Annotated in this window: 11 protein-coding genes; 9 read left to right on the top strand and 2 right to left on the bottom strand. The window is 76.2% G+C overall.

The genetic code is table 11. The features are described from left to right. Window positions 1-100: 100 nt before the first annotated feature. Together ACU610_RS17585 and ACU610_RS17580 are read right to left on the bottom strand one after the other, a co-directional pair. Window positions 101-3,763: an nSTAND1 domain-containing NTPase gene (locus tag ACU610_RS17585; protein WP_446768985.1), complete on the bottom strand. Its 3,663-nt coding sequence runs from the start codon at window positions 3,761-3,763 to the stop codon at window positions 101-103. Next, window positions 3,760-5,862 (bottom strand): CHAT domain-containing protein, encoded by a 2,103-nt coding sequence (locus ACU610_RS17580; protein ID WP_446768984.1) that lies wholly within the window; start codon window positions 5,860-5,862, stop codon window positions 3,760-3,762. Before ACU610_RS17580 ends, ACU610_RS17585 begins: the two co-directional genes overlap by 4 nt. 626 nt (window positions 5,863-6,488) lie before the next feature. Here ACU610_RS17580 and ACU610_RS17575 point away from each other — a divergent pair. From ACU610_RS17575 to ACU610_RS17535, 9 genes are all read left to right on the top strand, one after another. Next, on the top strand, window positions 6,489-6,719 hold the full coding sequence (locus ACU610_RS17575) for a hypothetical protein (RefSeq protein WP_446768983.1): 231 nt from the start codon (window positions 6,489-6,491) through the stop codon (window positions 6,717-6,719). 81 nt (window positions 6,720-6,800) lie between these two features. After that, window positions 6,801-7,583, top strand: a complete 783-nt coding sequence (locus ACU610_RS17570) for a hypothetical protein (protein WP_446768982.1) — start codon at window positions 6,801-6,803, stop codon at window positions 7,581-7,583. Between the two features lie 355 nt (window positions 7,584-7,938). Continuing rightward, window positions 7,939-9,501: a multicopper oxidase family protein gene (locus tag ACU610_RS17565; RefSeq protein WP_446768981.1), complete on the top strand. Its 1,563-nt coding sequence runs from the start codon at window positions 7,939-7,941 to the stop codon at window positions 9,499-9,501. 225 nt (window positions 9,502-9,726) lie between these two features. Continuing rightward, entirely contained in the window at window positions 9,727-11,082 is a 1,356-nt protein-coding gene (locus ACU610_RS17560; RefSeq protein ID WP_446768980.1) for an MFS transporter, read from the top strand. A 95-nt stretch (window positions 11,083-11,177) separates the two neighbouring features. Further along, window positions 11,178-12,626: a glycosyltransferase gene (locus ACU610_RS17555; RefSeq protein ID WP_446768979.1), complete on the top strand. Its 1,449-nt coding sequence runs from the start codon at window positions 11,178-11,180 to the stop codon at window positions 12,624-12,626. Further along, window positions 12,623-13,924 (top strand): exosortase/archaeosortase family protein, encoded by a 1,302-nt coding sequence (locus ACU610_RS17550; RefSeq protein ID WP_446768978.1) that lies wholly within the window; start codon window positions 12,623-12,625, stop codon window positions 13,922-13,924. The genes ACU610_RS17555 and ACU610_RS17550 overlap by 4 nt, the downstream gene beginning before the upstream one ends. Then, window positions 13,921-14,961 (top strand): ATP-grasp domain-containing protein, encoded by a 1,041-nt coding sequence (locus tag ACU610_RS17545; RefSeq protein WP_446768977.1) that lies wholly within the window; start codon window positions 13,921-13,923, stop codon window positions 14,959-14,961. The genes ACU610_RS17550 and ACU610_RS17545 overlap by 4 nt, the downstream gene beginning before the upstream one ends. Next, on the top strand, window positions 14,958-16,106 hold the full coding sequence (wecB, locus tag ACU610_RS17540) for a non-hydrolyzing UDP-N-acetylglucosamine 2-epimerase (protein ID WP_446768976.1): 1,149 nt from the start codon (window positions 14,958-14,960) through the stop codon (window positions 16,104-16,106). Before ACU610_RS17545 ends, wecB begins: the two co-directional genes overlap by 4 nt. Continuing rightward, window positions 16,103-16,816, top strand: coding sequence for an HAD family hydrolase (locus tag ACU610_RS17535; protein ID WP_446768975.1), 714 nt, complete (start codon window positions 16,103-16,105; stop codon window positions 16,814-16,816). The genes wecB and ACU610_RS17535 overlap by 4 nt, the downstream gene beginning before the upstream one ends. Window positions 16,817-17,088: the final 272 nt, after the last annotated feature.

The following is a 17,088-nucleotide window of genomic DNA, read 5'->3' as shown; positions in this document are numbered from 1 at the left end:
CATGACAGAGCTCGCAACGCTGAGTGTGATACAGGATGCGGGATTCGATCCACGGTCGGACGCCTCATCCGCGCGGCGGGCGGCGGCCGGGGCAGGACGGTTATGGGGTGTACTCGGCGGCGGGGGCATCGGCCGGTGCACCTCCTCCTGGCGGGAGTGCCGGGCAGGTCCGCTGGTACGGCAGCCCCCCGGCGAGCTGGTCCCACTCGGCGCCGGACAGGTTGCGGTTGACCAGCCGGCAGCCGGCCTCGGCCCAGGCCGAGGGTGGCCGAGTCCACCAGCGCAGGTCCCACAGCTGCACGGTCGGGCCGGTGCCGGCGGAGACGAGCAGGGCGCCGTCGCGGCTGATCGCCATGCTCCACACCGTGCCGCTGTGGCCTCCGAGTGGCTGGCCCTCCGCCCGGCCGGTGGCGGGGTCCCACAGCCGCACCGTCTGGTCGGTGCTGGCGCTGGCCAGCAGGGTGCCGTTGGGGCTGAACGCCACGGCGTTCACCTGGTCGGTGTGGCCGGTCAGCGGCTCACCGTGCGGCTGGCCGGTGGCCGGGTCCCACAGCCGCACGGTTCCGTCCGCGCCGCCGCTGGCGAGCAGCGCGCCGTCGGGACTGAACGTCACCGCCCGCACCTGATCGGTGTGGCCGGTCAGCGGCTCACCCTGCGCCTGACCGGTGGCGGGGTCCCACAGCCGCACGGTCCCGTCCGCACCGGCGCTGGCCAGCAGCGCGCCGTCCGGGCTGAACGCCACCGCCCGGACCGCGCCGGCATGGCCGGTCAGCGGCTCACCCTGCGCCTGACCGGTGGCGGGGTCCCACAGCCGCACCGCTCCGTCCTCACCGGCGCTGGCCAGCAGAGCGCCGTCCGGACTGAACGCCACCCCGTTGACCACGCCCGGGGCGGTGGTCAACAGCGCGCCGCGCGGCTCGCCGGTGGCCGGATCCCACAGCCGCACCGCCCCGTCGCCGTGGGCGGTGGCCAGCAGGGACCCGTACGGGCTGAACGCCACACCGCTGACCACGCCCGGGGCGGTGGTCAGCGGCGCGCCGCGCGGCAGCCCAGTGGCGGGGTCCCACAGCCGCACGGTTCCGTCGGCGCCGGCGATGGCCAGCAGGCTGCCGTCGGGGCTGAACGCCACCCCGGTGACCACGCCGAGGTCGACGGTCAGCTCCCGGCGGATGGTGTAGGTGTCGGCGACCTGCCACATCCGCGTCGTCCCGTCGGTGCCGGTGCTGGCCAGCAGGCTCCCGTCGGGGCTGAACGCCACCGCGGTCACCGCGCCGCCGTGACCGGTCAGCGGACCGCCCTGCGGTTGACCGGTGACGGGATCCCACAGCCGCACCGTCGCGTCGGCGCCCGCGGTGGCCAGCAGGGCGCCGTCCGGGCTGAACGCCACCCCGGTGACCACGCCCCGGTGGCCCTCCAGCGGCGCGCCGCGCGGCTGACCGGTGGCGGGATCCCACAGGCGCACCGTCCGGTCCGCGCTGACGCTGGCCAGCAGGGCGCCGTCAGGGCTGAACACCACGTCGTTGATGGCGCCCCAGTGGCCGGCCAGCGGCGCGCCGTGCGGCGCCCCGGTGGCGGGATCCCAGATCCGCACGGTGGCGTCGGCTCCGGCGCTGGCCAGCAGGGTGCCGTCCCGGCTGAACGCCACGGCCTTCACCGCCCCGTTGTGGCCGGCCAGCGACTCGCGGCGCGGCAGCCCGGTGGCGGGGTCCCACAGCCGCACGGTGGCGTCGGCTCCGGCGCTGGCCAGCAGGGTGCCGTCCGGGCTGAACGCCACGGCGTTCACCGCCCCGTTGTGGCCGGCCAGCGGCGCGCCGTGCGGCAGCCCGGTGGCGGGGTCCCACAGCCGCACCGTCCCGTCCTCACCGGCACTGGCCACCAGGGCGCCGTCCGGGCTGTACGCCACGGTGGTCACCGCGTCGGTGTGGCCGGTCAGCGGTGCACCGCGCGGTTGCCCGGTGGCGGCCTCCCACAGCCGCACCGTTCCGTCGGCGCCGGCGGTGGCCACCAGCGCACCGTCGGGACTGAGCGCCACGTCGAACGCCGCCCCGTCGTGGCCGTCGGACACCCACGCGGTGCGGTGGGTGAGCTGGGCCAACCCGGTGATCAGTCCGGAGGGAATGTCCTCGTCCTGGCCACCTGCCAGGCTCATGCTCTGCAGGCCCAGCAGGATGGCCAGATCGGGACGCGTACTGACCAATCGGTCCGCACTGGCTGCCAGCCCCCGCGCCGAGGCCAGGGCGGACGCCTCGCGGGCGTGCACGGAGCTCCTCCAGGCGAGCACGCCGAGCAGGCTGGCGGCGACCAGCAGCGCTGTCACCGCGGCGACTGCGATCTGGAGTCGCCGTGCGAAGCGTCGCAGCACCGTCGCCGTTCGCTGCTCCTTGCGTACCTGCTCGTCGGCCCGCCGCGATGCCTCGAGGAACTCCCGCTGCCGGCGGGTGAGCGCGCCGGCCCGGACGGCGTCGTCCTGCTCCGCCGCGGTGAGGTCCGCGCCGAGCAGCAGCAGTCGGTCCGGCCTGCCCTCCTCCTCCCACAGTGCGGCCGCGCGCTCGAAGGAGGACAGGTGCTGGGCGCGCCAGGCGGCGTTGTCCCGCCGGACCGGTTCGATCAGGCGGTCGTGCGCCAGCTCGTACCAGGTGGCCTGCCGGCGGGTCTCCGCGCGGACGAGGTGGGCGTCGAGCAGTTCACCGAGCAGGCGGCGCCCGGCCTCCCCCGAGTGCTCGGGTCCGCCGAGGACCTGACTGCGCAGACCCTGCGGGGTGATCAGCCGCTCGTCGAACCACTCCCGGATGGTCCGCTCGGGCACCCCGGTGCGCTCAGCCGCGGTGCGGACCCGCTCGGCGTAGTAGCCGGCCAGCGCCTGGTCCACCCGCCCCAGGGCCTGCACGTCGGCGCGGGTGATCCGGGTGGCGTCGGGGGGCAGCGTGGACCACAGCTGGTGGCAGGCGACCTGCAGCTGGACCGGCTCGACGTAGGAGCCCAGCGCCTCGGTGACCCCGTCCGGTCGCTGCACCCGCACGGTGCGCAGGTCGTCGACCAGCTGCTGGGCGGCCTCCTCGGTGAAGTCGACGCCGGCCCGCTCCGCCGGTCGGCGCATCGCCTCGAGCGCCTGGTCCACGTAGAGCAGGTCCAGCCGGAACCTCGTCCGCAGCCGCGTCGGGACGTGGACCAGGTAGGGGTCCAGGGCGGCGAGGAAGTCCTCCCGCATCGAGAACAGCGCCCAGTGACCCCGGTCCCGCAGCGTCTGGCCGAGCTCCTTGAAGAACGCGTGCTTGGCCGGCTCGTCGGTGGGGTCGGCGGTGAGCACCTCCTCGAACTGGTCGAAGATGAGCACCTCGTTGCCCGGCCGGCCGTCCCGGTCGGCGTGGGCGTCCAGGTAGTCGCGCAGCGTCAGGCAGGCCAGCTCGGCGACCGGTCGCTGTCGGTCCGGCGGCAGGCCCTCCTCGAGGGACAGCAGGGCGCTCATCACGTAGCGGTTGCAGGGCGTCAGCAACCCCGGCTGGGGGTCCAGCGGGTGCGTGACCCGGATGACCGGCAGCACCTCGAAGCCGTCGTCCCGCAGGGCCGGGACCAGGGCGGCCTGGATCAGTGACGTCTTGCCGGCGCCGGACGGCGAGTAGAGCAGGACGATCCGCTCGGCCACGAGCAGGTCGACCAGGTCCTCGCGCTCCTGGTCGCGCCCGTACAGCGGGTCGCCCGATCCGAAGGACGCCGGGCCGACGTAGGGGTTGCCGACCCGCCGGGGCGTGTCGGTGGCGGTCATCTCCGACCGCTCCAGGCGCCCTGGAGCTCCTTGACGAAGTGCTCGGTGCTGCCCCAGTACAGGGACACCCGGGCGCTGCTGAAGTAGGTCTCCAGGTACCTCCTGGCGCGCCCCGCGTCGATCGTGGCCCCTTCCTCGGGGTCGAGCTGCACGGCCACGTGCGTGTACTGGGCACGCCGCCGTCCGCCCTCGGAGTTCATGAGGCTGCGGTACAGGACGCGGAAGTCCCACTCGTCCAGGCCGAACCCCAGGAACATGAGCGCCGAGTCCGACAGCCGCCGGCGCACCACCTTGGGGACGAGGTCCTGGTTGCGGGTGACGCCGATCAGGAAGTCGAAGAAGTCGTCCTCGGTCAGCACCAGGGACTCCGGCTCGTCGAAGGTGCCGAGCAGGTGGAAGACCAACGGGCGCTCGGGCGTGGGCCGGTAGCCGGGTTCCCGCTCGAACACCGACTCGGGCCAGTCGGCCTCCTCGTGCCAGCGGCAGAGCTCGACCTCCGGCGTCCGGCCGGCCTTGCGCAGTGCATTGGCGAGCAGGCGGGAGTTCAGGGTCGTGATGTAGACCGGCGCCGGCAGCTGCGCCAGCACCGAGAAGGGCTCGACCTCCTCGCGCCGGTGCCGTGCCTCCCAGGCCGCGGCCAGGAGGTCCTCCAGCGATGCGTCCTCGCGGAGCAGGTCCGCGGGCAGATCGTCCCGGTACCGCTCCACCACCGTGCGGCGCAGGTGGCTCATGAACTGGAGGGCCGGGAAGCGCTGGTTCTGGTTGACCGCCAGGTACTGCGCGACCTGGGGCAGGCTCTCCCGGTTGTGCGGTGCCATCGGGTACCGGTAGCTCTGGGCCCAGTCCATGGCGATCTCCTGGCGGGTGCCCAGCAGCGCTTCGGCGATGCCGAAGCCGATCACCGGGGTGCACATCCCGACCTCGAAGTCGGTGACCAGCGACGGCCACTTGTCGAACCGCTCCCCGCCGGGGGCGGTTCCGGGCTCGTACCAGAGCCGTCCGCTCTTCAGCCGCATGAACAGCGCCGGCACCCACCAGTCCGGCCGCTCCCGCACGGCTGCCCGTGCGACCGCCATCGCCCGGTCCACCAGCCCGTCCTCGTCCAGGCTGTCGAAGAAGGCCCTGGTGAAGGCCGCCGACGTCGCCATGGTGATGTTGCCCTGCATCGCCACGACGGCGGGGACGCCCACCTCGGCCAGCCGCGGCCCGAGCGCGGCCAGCACGCCGGCGTCCTCGCTGCACCGGTCGGCGCCTGCGCCCGCGCTCTGGCACGAGGCCAGGAACACCAGCCGGGGCAGGCGGGAGAGGTCCCGCAGCTGGCTGATCAGCTCGCTGCCCAGCAGCGGCGCGGCGTGGCCGTCGTCGTCCACCAGCAGCAGCACCGGCTCGTCGCGGACGACGTAGCCATGACAGACCAGGTAGAGCACGTCGACCCCGCGGCGCACGTGGTCGAGCAGGTTCGCCGCGGTCGGGGCGCCGGCCCCGGGCAGCGTGGTCAGCGACAGCGACCCCAGCCCCTCCCGGGCACGGTCCAGCTCCTCCTCGACCCGGACGGGCGCCAGCGGGCGTCCGGCCTCGATCGAGTCCAGGTCGGACGGCCCGGCCACCACCGCCAGCGCCTTCAGGTCCCCCCGGGGCCGGACCCCCACCGGGCGCCAGTCCTGGCTGCTCAGGTACCGGGAGAACAGCACGTTCTCGTTGGTCAGCAGCGTGGAGCGGTCGATGGGGCTGCGCAGCGTCTCCCATCTCAGCCCGTGCAACGCGGCGGCGCTGCTGCCCATCACCAGGCGCACGCGCAGCCGCACCCCCTGGCTCTGCGACGTCGCGACCGCCGTGCGCACCGCGGCCCAGACCTCGGGGCCCAACAGGCCCGCGCCCAGCGCCGCGCCGTACTCCTCGTCGTCGTCGATGGCGTCCAGCTCGCGCGGGTCGATGTGGGCCAGCAGCGGGCCGGAGACGTCCAGCTGCGTCTCGGCGTCGGTGCGGGGCAGGGAGAAGCGGAGCTCCACGGTCCAGGTGACGGCGTCGCGCCGGTGGAGGCCGATCTCCAGGTCGGCGTACTCGTCCGCCGCGCTGTGCGGACCCGTGAGGACGGTCATGCACGCCTGCCGAGATGCCATGGACACACCAGCGGTCGCGTCGAGCATGCGCCTCGGACCACCGCGGCAGAAGCGGCCGCGGTCCGGAACGGCGGACAGGCGCCGACCCGACGCATCGGCAAGGCGCGTCGGAGAGCGGGAACCGCGATCACGGGAACTCCTCGCCGAGTTGCCCGACTCCGTGACGCCGCCGTCCGCTCGCCGTGCCTCCAGCAGCCGGGCCTCGATCAGCCTGCGCAGCCTGCGTCACCGCTCCGTCACCACACCGTCACGTGGCCTCGCGCGTGACGTGGGCGGCAGGTGCGATCAGGAGGGCCGGGACTCCAGAGCCACGGCTGTCGGTCCGATCCAGCGGGGCCCCTCCTGCGACACGCGGGTGTCGCACCGGCGACCGGGGTGACCGAGCTCCGTCGGGAGCCGTGCCACGCTCGCGAGCAGGGCGTTTGTCGACATGGCGGCGTCCGCAGGAACGGGTCGCCGACCCCTCGACGAGGCCTCCGCAACGATGCGGTGACGGCGCCGTCGGCGGGGTGTCCGAGCGGGCGGTCCGCAGCCGGGTGAGCCCTAGCTTTCCCGCTGCGCGCGGCCCTTCCCCGGCCGCGGCGGGACCGCCCGAGGAGCCTTGCGTGAGCACGCCGAGCACGACCCTTCCCCGCACGTCGATCCAGGCCGCGGACACCCCGGCCGACGACGGGCTGGCTCTGTTGCTGGACCTCTTCGCGCTCGAGCCCGTCGAGGAGCCGGCGCGCCGTCCGGCCGGCCGGCGCCGGGCCACGGCGCGCGCGCGACTGCAGGACTGGGCCCGGCGGGCGGCCCTGTGGGGCGCCGGTCCACAGGGAGCCTGGCGTGCCTGGTGACCGTGGTCCCCGGTCGACGTCGATGACCACCCGGTCCACCGCCCGCGCGGCCGGACCGCACTGCGGAGGTGTGGAGTGGTGATGCTCGAGCTCGGTGAGCCCCTGCTGGCCCTCGTCGCGCTGCTGGCCCTGGTTGTCGCGCTGGGCCGCAGCTCGACGTCCCGCTACGAGGCCGAGCGCGCGCGCCGCGCTCAGCAGCAGGCCGACGGCGCTCCCGCGGCCCCGCAGACCCGCCCCGACGTGGACACGACGGCGCACCCGGCCGGCCGGGGTGCGTCGGCGTGGTGGCTGGTCGACGAGTCCGTCGACCAGCCGGGCGGCGTGGTCGTGGCCGGCCCCTTCATCGACTGGGTGGAGGCGGACTGGGCTGCCGTCTCCGGCGGGTTCCCCGCCTGGACGCAGCTCGTCCACGGTGCCCGCCGGGCCGACGGCGCGCTTGTCCGGCGTCAGTCGCCGCAGGAGCGTGCGTGGCTGGCCGAGCTCGGGAGCCAGCTGGACCGGCTGGCCGACGACTGGGACGAGCTGCTGACGGACGCCGACGCGCTGACCACCCTCCTGGTCGAGGTGAGCGCGGCGCTGGTCGAGGCGGGCCTCGCCCTGCACGACGCCGCTGGCGAGAGCCCGGCCGGCGGCGTGTGCCTGACGCCCGACCCGGCCCGCCGCGGGATCCTCGTCACCTGGCGCCAGCACGACCGGATGAGCCTGGAGCGCGTCCGGGGTGAGGCGGTGGAGGCGGCCGTGGAGCGGACCATGAACGCCGCGATCGCCGGCGTCCTGACCTCGATGGGCTTCCCCGTCACACCCGTCGGGACCAGCGGGTGCCACCTGGTCGCCGCCGACCAGCAGTCGGCGCCGGCCGCCTGACCCGCTCGTGGGAGCGACCTGGGGGCGGGCCTGCCGTGCTGGACGCGCGCTGCGAACGCGCAGCTCCGACGCCCGGGGCGGGGGCCGTGAGGGCTTCCCCGCAAGGGGCCGTTCCGTGGTGGCTCCGCACGGGCCCCGGCTAGGCTGCCGCCCGCACATGACGCGGACGGCGCCCGGCGCAGCACCTGCGAGCCACGGGCCGCCGACCCCCCGCTGAGCACACAGCGGGCCGTCCGCCCCACCCGAGGGGCGATGACCTCCCGCGCCGTTCCGCGATCCCCTCCTGCGCCACGGGCGCATCGACGCCGGTCCCGTACCGGTGCGGCTCTCTGCCGAGAGCAGGAAGGACGCGGTCATGACAGGTCCCGACTCGCCCCGGACCGGTCCGGAGCGGGTGCCGGCTCCGGACCCGCACCGGGGCGGCGTCGCCCGGACGCGGCCGGGCCCGGAGCTCACCCGCCGCCGGGCCCTCCAGGTCGGCGGGCTCGGCCTGCTCGGGGTCACGGTCGGTGCCCCAGCGTGGGCACGGGGACCGGTCGGCGGACTGCGCACCCTCGCCGCCGAGTCCCTGCGGGAGCCCGAGACGCTGCACAGCGAGGACGGCCTGCTGCGGGTCCGGCTCGAGGTCGCCGAGACCTCCGTGACCCTCGCCGGCCGGCCGGCGCACATGCTGACCTACAACGGCACCGTGCCCGGGCCCACGCTGCGGCTGCGTCCCGGTGACCGGCTGCAGATCGAGCTGGTCAACCGGCTGTCCGCCCCGACGAACCTGCACACGCACGGACTGCACGTCTCCCCGAAGGGCAACGCGGACAACACGCTCGACGTCCACGTGCACCCGGGGGAGTCCTTCCGGTACGACATCCAGCTGCCCGACGACCACCCGCCCGGGCCGTTCTGGTACCACCCGCACGAGCACCACCTGGTGGCCGACCAGATCTGGAGCGGCCTCTACGGCGGCATCGTGGTGGAGGACGCCGGCCCGGAGGTCCCGGTCACCCGGGACCGCCTCCTGGTCGTCTCGGACACCACGCTGGACGACGCCGGCCACCCGGTGCACGTCGCCGAGTGGGAGCGGGTGAAGGGCCGCGAGGGGCAGCTGGTCCTGGTGAACGGGCAGCTGACCCCCACGCTCGAGGCCCGCCCGGGGGAGCGGGAGCGCTGGCGGATCGTCAACGCCTGCACGTCCCGGTTCCTCAGGCTGCGGCTCGACGGTCACCAGATGGACCTGCTGGCCACCGACATCGGCCGGCTCGCCGAGCCCCGTCGGGTGGAGGAGGTCGAGGTCCTCAACAGCGGCCGGGTCGACGTCCTGGTGACCGTGGGGGAGCGGAGCGGCGAGCTGCAGGGGCTGGCCAATCCGCGCACGCGGGACCGGGACGGCGACGGTCCCTCCGGGGCCCCGGGAGCGCTCGCAACGCTGCAGGTGACCGGCACCCCCGTCCCCGCCCTCCCGCCGGTGCCGGCGTACCCGCAGCTCCCCGACCTGCGCGGGGTCGAGCCCGCCGCCCGCCGCACCATGGTGCTCGGCCTCGACTGGTCCGGTGGGGGTCACGAGGACCACGGCGACGGGCACGGGACGGGCGGGATGGTCATGACCATCGACGGCCGCCCGTTCGACCCCGCCCGCACCGACCAGGTCACCCGGCTGGGGACGGTCGAGGAGTGGACCTACGTCAACCGCACCGGCATGGACCACCCCCTGCACCTGCACGTGTGGCCGATGCAGCTCGTCGCCGTCGACGGCCGGCCGGTCGAGGACGTCGTCTACCAGGACGTCGTCCGGGTGCCGGCGGGCGGCGAGACGACGGTGCGCATCCCCTTCGAGGACTTCGACGGCCGCACCGTCTTCCACTGCCACATCAACGACCACGAGGACGCCGGGATGATGGCCGTGGTCGAGGCCCGGAACGGGTGAGCGGGTAGCGCAGCCGCCGGCCGGCCGGTGCCGGCCGGTCGGCGAGGTCGACGGGGCCCGCGGGACGGGTGGGGTGGTGCTGTGGCCACCTGCACACCGCCGATGGGCGGCGGGCGCCGGGCAGAGCTGACACCGTGGAGACGGGTGCCCGAGGTCGTGTGCTCTCCCCGCCCCTCGAGCGGCCACCCCAGCGGTGGCCCGTGTCTCCCTCCTGCGAGGTCCCCCGTGCCCACCTCTCCACTGCTCTCGCGTGCCCGCACCCCTGTGCCGGCACCGGTCGCTCTCCCGCCGTCCCGGCTGCGGGCCGCCGTCGCCGCCGTCTTCGCGCTGGACGGCGCCGTCTTCGGCAGCTGGGCCGCCCGGGTGCCCGACGTCGCCGCCACCGTGGGCGTCGGCCACAGCGCCCTCGGCGTCGCGCTGCTGTGCCTGTCCATCGGCGCACTGGCGGCGATGCAGGTCACCGGCGCGCTCTGCGCCCGGCTCGGCGCCGGCGTCGTGGTCACCGCCGGGGCGCTGCTGCTCTGCGTGTCCGTGGTGCTGCCCGGCCTGGCGACGTCGATGGCCGGGCTGTGCGCCGCGCTGCTCGTCTTCGGCGCCGCCACGGGCGCCGTCAACGTGGCGGCCAACGCCGTCGGCGTCAGCGTCGAGCGCCGGCTCGGCCGGCCGCTGCTCTCCGGCCTGCACGCCGGCTTCAGCTTCGGCGGGCTGGCCGGCGCGCTGCTCGGCGGGCTGCTGGCGACGGTCGCCGGCGCCGCCGCCCACCTGGTGCTCGTCGGCGCCCTCGGCCTGCTGGTGACCGCCTGGGCCGCGCGGGCCCTCGTCGGTGCCGACGGCCCGCGGTCCGCGGCACCCGGCCCCGCCGCGGACGAGGGCCGGTCGCGGCCCACCGCGGTGCTCGTCGTCCTCGGCGCCGTCGCCGGCTGCACCGCCTTCGGCGAGGGCGCGCTCTCCGACTGGGGGGCGCTGCACCTGCGCGAGGAGCTCGGCGCGACGACGGCGCTGGCCGCCGCCGGGTACGCCGGGTTCTCCCTCGCCATGGCCTGCGGTCGCCTCGCCGGGGGTCGGCTGGTGGCGGCGCTGGGGGAGCGGCGCCTGCTGGCCGGCGGTGCCGTGCTGGCCGCCGCCGGTGGAGCGGCCGCGGTGACGGCGACCGCGGTGCCGACCGCCCTGGCCGGGTTCGTGCTCGTCGGGCTCGGCCTCGCGAACGTCTTCCCGCTGGCCATCTCGCGGGCCGGCGTCCTCGGCGGTGCGCGCGGCATCGCCCTGGCCACCACGGTCGGCTACACCGGACTGCTCGGCGGGCCGCCGCTGATCGGGCTGCTGGCCGAGCACGCCGGGCTGCCCGCGGCGCTGGCCACGGTGCCGCTGCTCGCGCTGGTCGCCGCGGTGCTGGCGCTGTCGGTCGCCGGGGACGCGCTGCGGGTCCCGGTGACGCGGCGCGGCCTGGTCACCGCCGTCCGCGGCGGCACCGACGGGCTGCGCGAGGCCGTCGTCCCCCGGCTGCAGCCCCTGGTGTCGGGCTTCGGCCACGGCACGGCCGTCTACGTCCGGGAGCTGCGGGCCCTCGACCCCTGCGCCTGAGGGGCCGCTCGGCTTCAGGAGCGCAGCCCCCGTGCCGATGAGCTGAACGGTGGGGTCCGCACTCCGCCGCAGGTCTCGGGCAGGGGGTGAGGGCGGTGGTCCGCGGCACGACCGCGCTCGGCACCGCGCCCCCGCCGGACGCCGACGTCCCGGCGGCAGCCGCCGCGCGGCCCCCCGACCCGCACGCCGGCCGGCCCGAGGGCCGGCCCCTGGTGCTCCTCTCCTACGTCTGCGGCCTCGCCCTGGCCGCCCTCTTCCTCGGCCTCGACGAGACCCTGGGCGTCATCGGCGGCGTGCTCAACGTCGTCTTCGGCGTCTACTTCTGCCGGCACCTCGCCTTCGCGGTCGCCGCCGCCCGCTGGGCCGAGCACGACATGCTCGCCGCCGACGTCGGGCTGTCGAGCTGGACGCCGTCGGTCGCGGTCTTCGTCGGCTGCAAGAACGAGGAGCTCGTCGTCGACGGGATGGTCACCGCGCTGCTCGCGCTGGACTACCCGGCCGACCGGCTCACCCTCGTCGTGGTCGACGACGGCTCCGACGACAGCACCGGCGCCCGGCTCGATGCCTGGGCCGCCCGGGAGCCGCGGCTGCGCGTGCTGCACCGCGCGCCGGGGTCCGGCGGCGGCAAGTCCGGTGCGCTCAACGACGCGCTGCACCTGGTGGACGCCGAGATCGCCGTCGTCTTCGACGCCGACCACGAGCCGGAACCCACGTCGCTGCGTCGCCTGGTCCGGCACTTCCGCGACCCGGTCGTCGGCGCGGTGATGGGCCGCTGCGTCATCCGCAACGGCCGCGACTCGCAGATGGCCTCGACCGTCTTCGTCGACTTCCTCTCCGGCTACCTCGTCAACGAGTACGGCCGGCAGGCGCTGTTCGAGCTGCCCGCGTACGGCGGCGCGAACTGCGCCGTCCGCATGTCCACGCTGCGCGACCTGGGTGGGTGGAACCCGCACACCGTCACCGAGGACACCGACCTGACGCTGCGCGTGCTCATGGCCGGCCGGCGGGTGCGCTACGACCTCTCCGCCGTCGACTTCGAGGAGGCGGTGGTCAGCGCGCAGCGGTTCTGGAAGCAGCGGTACCGGTGGGCCCGCGGCCACCAGAAGTGCTTCCGCGACTACTGGCGGCCGCTCATGCGCTCGCCGCACCTGGACCTGGTCGAGAAGATCGAGACGACGCTCTTCCTGCTCGTCTACCACGTGCCCCTGCTCAGCGGGATCGGCGTCGTGCTGACCGTGCTGCGCGCCTTCGGCATCGGCGACCTGCCGGTCGTGGCGCTGCTGCCGCTGTCGATGCTGCTCTTCGTCGGCCCCCTGGCCGAGCTCTCCGTCGGCCTGCTGATCGGCCGGGTGGAGCGGCGCTCCGCGTGGCGGCTGCTGGGCTTCCTGCCGGCCTTCGCGCTGTCCATCTGGATCACCACGCGTGCCTACGTCGACGGCATGCTCGGCCGCCCCTACACCTGGGTGAAGACCTCGCGCTCGGGGGCGACCTCGACGGTGCGGATCGACCCGCCCGCGGTCGCGCCGGCCGGGGTGCGGTCGTGACGGCGACCGCTGCCGTGCCGGCCGACGAGTGGACCCGGCACCGGCTGGGACACCGTCCCCGGCGCAGCGGCCGGCGACTGGTCCCGGTGCTGGTCGACCTGGCACTGGCCGTGGCCATCTGCGCCGCCGGCTACCGCTACGGCGCCGCCGTCCTGCAGGTGCACGAGGCCCGCTGGGTCGCCCACGTGCTCGACGTGGTCGGTGTCGACTCGGTCTCGGCGTCCCTGGAGCGGCACGTCCTGGTGTTCCGCCCCGACGGCGAGATCATCCTGGCCGAGGTCACCGAGTCCTGCTCCTCGATCCTGTCGGTGGTCGGCCTGACCGCGCTGACCGCCGTCGTCCTGCGCGGCCGGCGCCAGCACGCCGTCGCCGGGCTCGTCGTCGCCGTCGCCGCCCTGCTGGCGCTCAACCACCTGCGGCTGGTCGGCTCGACCGTCGCCGGCCTGGTGTGGGGGACGCCCGCCCTGGTGCTGTTCCACGACTGGGTCGGCACCGTGTGGAACCTCGCCGCGACCCTCGGCGGCTTCCTGCTGATGGTCTGCGTCACGCTGCCGACCGCCGAGCGCGCCGAGCAGGACGCGGCGGGGCGGCACACCGCCCGCCGTCCCGACAGCTGGGCGCGCCCGGGGCTGGGCTACCGGCCCGCCGAGGAGGACGTGCGCGCCGCCTCCCGGCGGCTCAACCTGACCGGCTTCACGTACCGGTACGTGCTGCCGAACCGGGTCGCCCGGTGGATGGGCGCACGCCGGGAGGCCGCGCGGATCGACTACCGGATCGGCCACCTGCCCTCCGCGGAGCGGGCCGAGCGGGTCCGCGCGCTGGCCGCCGACGGGCTGGGCGCGCACAGCGCCTCACTGCTGGCGGTGGCGACCTACGACGACGACCCGACCGTGCTCGACGTGCTCGCCACCTCGATCGCGGCGCGCCAGTGGGAGCCGGTGACCGACCACCGGATCGCCGCGCTGCGGCTGTGGGCGCGGGGCTGGCTGCTCCGGCACCCGGAGCGGGACGCCGTCCCGGCCTCCGCCGAGAGCCCCGCGCCGGTCCGGCGGCGGCTGCCGCCCCTGCCCGTGCCGCCCCTGCCCGCGGTCGTGCGCGTGGCCGGCTCTCTCCCGCCCCTGCCCGTGCCCCGGCCCCTGCCGCCCCCGCGCCTGCCCGTGCGCGACGTCGGTCCGGACGACGAGCCGCCGACCGAGCGGCTGCCGCGGCTGTCCGCCCGCACCGACCCGGTCCCGCCCCTGCCGGCGCCGCGCCCCCGCACGCCCGTGTCCACCCCGACGACCCAGGACGACCGATGACCCCCTCGCTGCCCCAGCCCCGCCCGCCCGCGGCCCTCGTCCCGTCCGCCGGTGCCGCCGTGCTGGTCACCGGGGCCGGCGGCCCCGCCGGCGTGGCCGTCGTCCGCCGGCTGGTCGCCCTCGGCCACCGGGTCGTCGCCGGCGACGCCGACGTGGCCGCCGCCGGGGGCGCGCTGGCGCACACGGCCGTCGTCCTGCCGCGCGGCGACCACCCCCGTTTCGTCGATGCGCTGCTCGGCGTCTGCGTCGCCTACGGCGTCGACGCGCTGGTCAGCACGGTCGCCGAGGAGCTGCCGCACCTGGCCGCCGGCGCCGGCCGGCTGGCCGCGGCCGGCGTCGCCACCTGGCTGCCGGACGTCGCCGCCGTCGACGTGTGCTGCGACAAGGCGGCCTTCGCGCGGGCCATGGCCGCCGCAGGCGTGCCACACCCGGTGACCGCGGCGTCCGCCGACGAGGTCGCCGGCGTCCCCGGCCCGTGGGTGGTCAAGCCGCTGGCCGGCCGCGGCAGCCGCGGCGTGCGGCTGCTCGACGACCGCGCACTCGTGGTGGAGGCGCTCCGCGCGGACGACGGCCTGATCGCCCAGACCCGGCTGACCGGCCGCGAGTTCACCGCCGACGCCCTGGTCGACCGCGACGGCGCCGTCCGCGTGGTCGTGCCGCGGTGGCGCGAGGAGACCAGGGCCGGGATCTCGGTCAAGGGCCGCACCTTCGCCTCCGACGCCGTCACCCGGGTCGTCAGCGGGGCGCTGGCCGCTGTGCAGCTGACCGGGCCGGCCAACGTGCAGGGCTTCGTGGCCGACGACGGCACCGCGACCGTCATGGAGATCAACCCGCGCTTCTCGGGCGGGCTGCCGCTGACCCTCGCCGCCGGTGCGGACGTCGTGAGCGCGTACCTGGCCGGCGTCCGCGGCGAACCGCTGCCGGAGCTCTCCTCCCGGCCGGGTGTGGCGATGAGCCGCTACTTCGCCGAGACCTACAGCAGCGAGGACGGCAGCCCCGTGGTCGACCCCTGCGCGCCCGTGGCGGTACGGGCGTGACGCGCTCGCGGCACGTGCTGGTGCCGTTCGGCACCCGGCCCGAGGTGGTCAAGCTGGCGCCGGTCGTCCGCGCGCTGACCGTCGCCGGGCACCGGGTCAGCGTGGTCGACACCGGCCAGCACACCGACCCGAGGATGGGGCCGCAGCTGCAGGCGGCGCTCGGGCTCACCCCGGGACACCGCTTCGCGCTGCCGACCGACCCGGCCGAGCGGACCGGGGCGCTGCACGCCGACGCGTCCCGGGCGCTGCGGGTGTTCGAGCCCGACCTGGTGCTCGCGCTCGGCGACACCAACACCGTGCCGGCCTACGCGCTGGCCGCCCGCGCCGCCGGGGTGCCGTTCGCGCATCTCGAGGCCGGGTTGCGCAGCCTCAACCCGCGCAGCGTCGAGGAGGTCAACCGGCGGGTCGCCGCGGCCACCGCTCAGCTGCACCTCGCACCGACGGAGCGGGCCGCGGCCTTCCTCGCCGTCGAGGGGGTCCCCGCCGAGCGGGTGTTCGTCGTCGGCAACCCCGTCATCGACACTCTCGTCGCCCGCGGCGTGCGGCGGGTGCCGGTCGCCGAGCGCGTGGGCGTGCTGGTGACCGCGCACCGGCCGACCAACGTCGACGACCCGGTCCGCCTGGGGCGCCTCGTCGGCGTGGTGCGCGCGCTGGCCGAGCGGGTCGGGCCGGTCACCTTCCCGGTGCACCCCCGCACCGCGGCGCGCCTGGAGGCCACCGGGCTGGGCGCACAGCTGGAGCACCCGGGCGTCACGCTCACCGGCCCCGTGGACCACGGCGTGCTGCTGGGTGCGCTGGCCTCGGCGCGGCTCGCGGTCACCGACTCCGGCGGCATCCAGGAGGAGGCGGCCTTCCTCGGCGTGCCGGTGGTCGTGCTGCGCGGCTCCACGCCGCGCTGGGAGGGCGTGGAGGCCGGGACGACGACGCTCGCCGGCCTGGCCGACGACCGCGCGGCCGCCGCCGTGCTGGCCGCCGCGGCCGGGCACACCAGCCCCCAGGGACAGGAGCGGGCCGCGACGGTGCCGTGCCCGTACGGCGACGGGACGACGGGGCCGCAGGTGGCCGCCGTCCTCGCCGACGAGCGCACCGACGCCCTGCTGGCCCTCGACGAGCCCGACTTCACCGACGGCCGCCTGCCGTGGTGAGGGGACCGGCGCCGCTGGGGGTGGTCGTCGACCTCGACGACACGCTCTACCCGCAGGCGGACTACCTGGCCTCGGCCGCGGCTGCGGTCGGGGTGGCGGCCGGGCACGCGGGGCTGGACGGCGCCGCCGTGCAGGCCGCGCTCCGGCGGGAGCTGGCCGCCGGCTCCGACACCGGCGGGACGATCGACCGGGCGCTGCTCGCCGTGGGCGTCCCGACGTCGTCGCTGCCGGAGCTGGTGCCGCCGCTCGTGGCGGCGTTCACGCGACACGCGCCGCCTCGGCTGACGCCCTACCCCGGCGCCGAGGACGCGCTGCGCGCACTGGCCGCGGCCGCGCCGCTGGCCTGCCTGACCGACGGCCACCCGGCCATCCAGGCGGCGAAGGTGGCCGCGACCGGACTCGGGCCGCTGCTGCCGGTCGTCGTCGTCACCGACACCCTCGGCGGCCGCGCCGTCCGCAAGCCGCACCCGGCCGGCCTGCTCGCCGTCGCAGCACGGCTCGGCCTGCCCCCGGAGCGGCTGTTCGTCATCGGGGACCGCCCCGGCAAGGACGTCGCCGTGGCGGCGGCCGTGGGCGCTCGGGCGATCCGGGTCCGGCAGGGGGAGTACGCCACCGCGCCGGACGAGCCGCGCGCCTGGGCCGTCGTCGACACGTTCCCGGCGGCCGCCGAGCTGGCGCTGTCCGTGCTGGGGGCACCGGCCCGGAGCTGACGCCCCCGTCCGGGTGGACCTCGGCCGGGTCCCCCCGGTCCCGCAGCCGGCCTGCCGATGCGGCCGACGACGGCGGTCCACCGCTCCGGACGCGAGGACGCGGTGGGGGACTCCGGGCCGTCGCCACGGCACGCCCGCGGCCGTCTCCTGCGTGCCGTCCTGGTGGCGGGCGTCGCCGCCTCACCCCTTTCGGGGTGAGGCGTGGCTGCTGGGGCTCCGGAGACGGACGGGACCTGCCGATGGGATCGGTGTCGGGCGGGTCAGCCGCCCCG

The organism is Geodermatophilus sp. URMC 61 (genome assembly GCF_052931555.1).
Note: the sequence above shows the minus strand (reverse complement) of the source record. Positions and strands in the feature narration are given on the sequence as shown.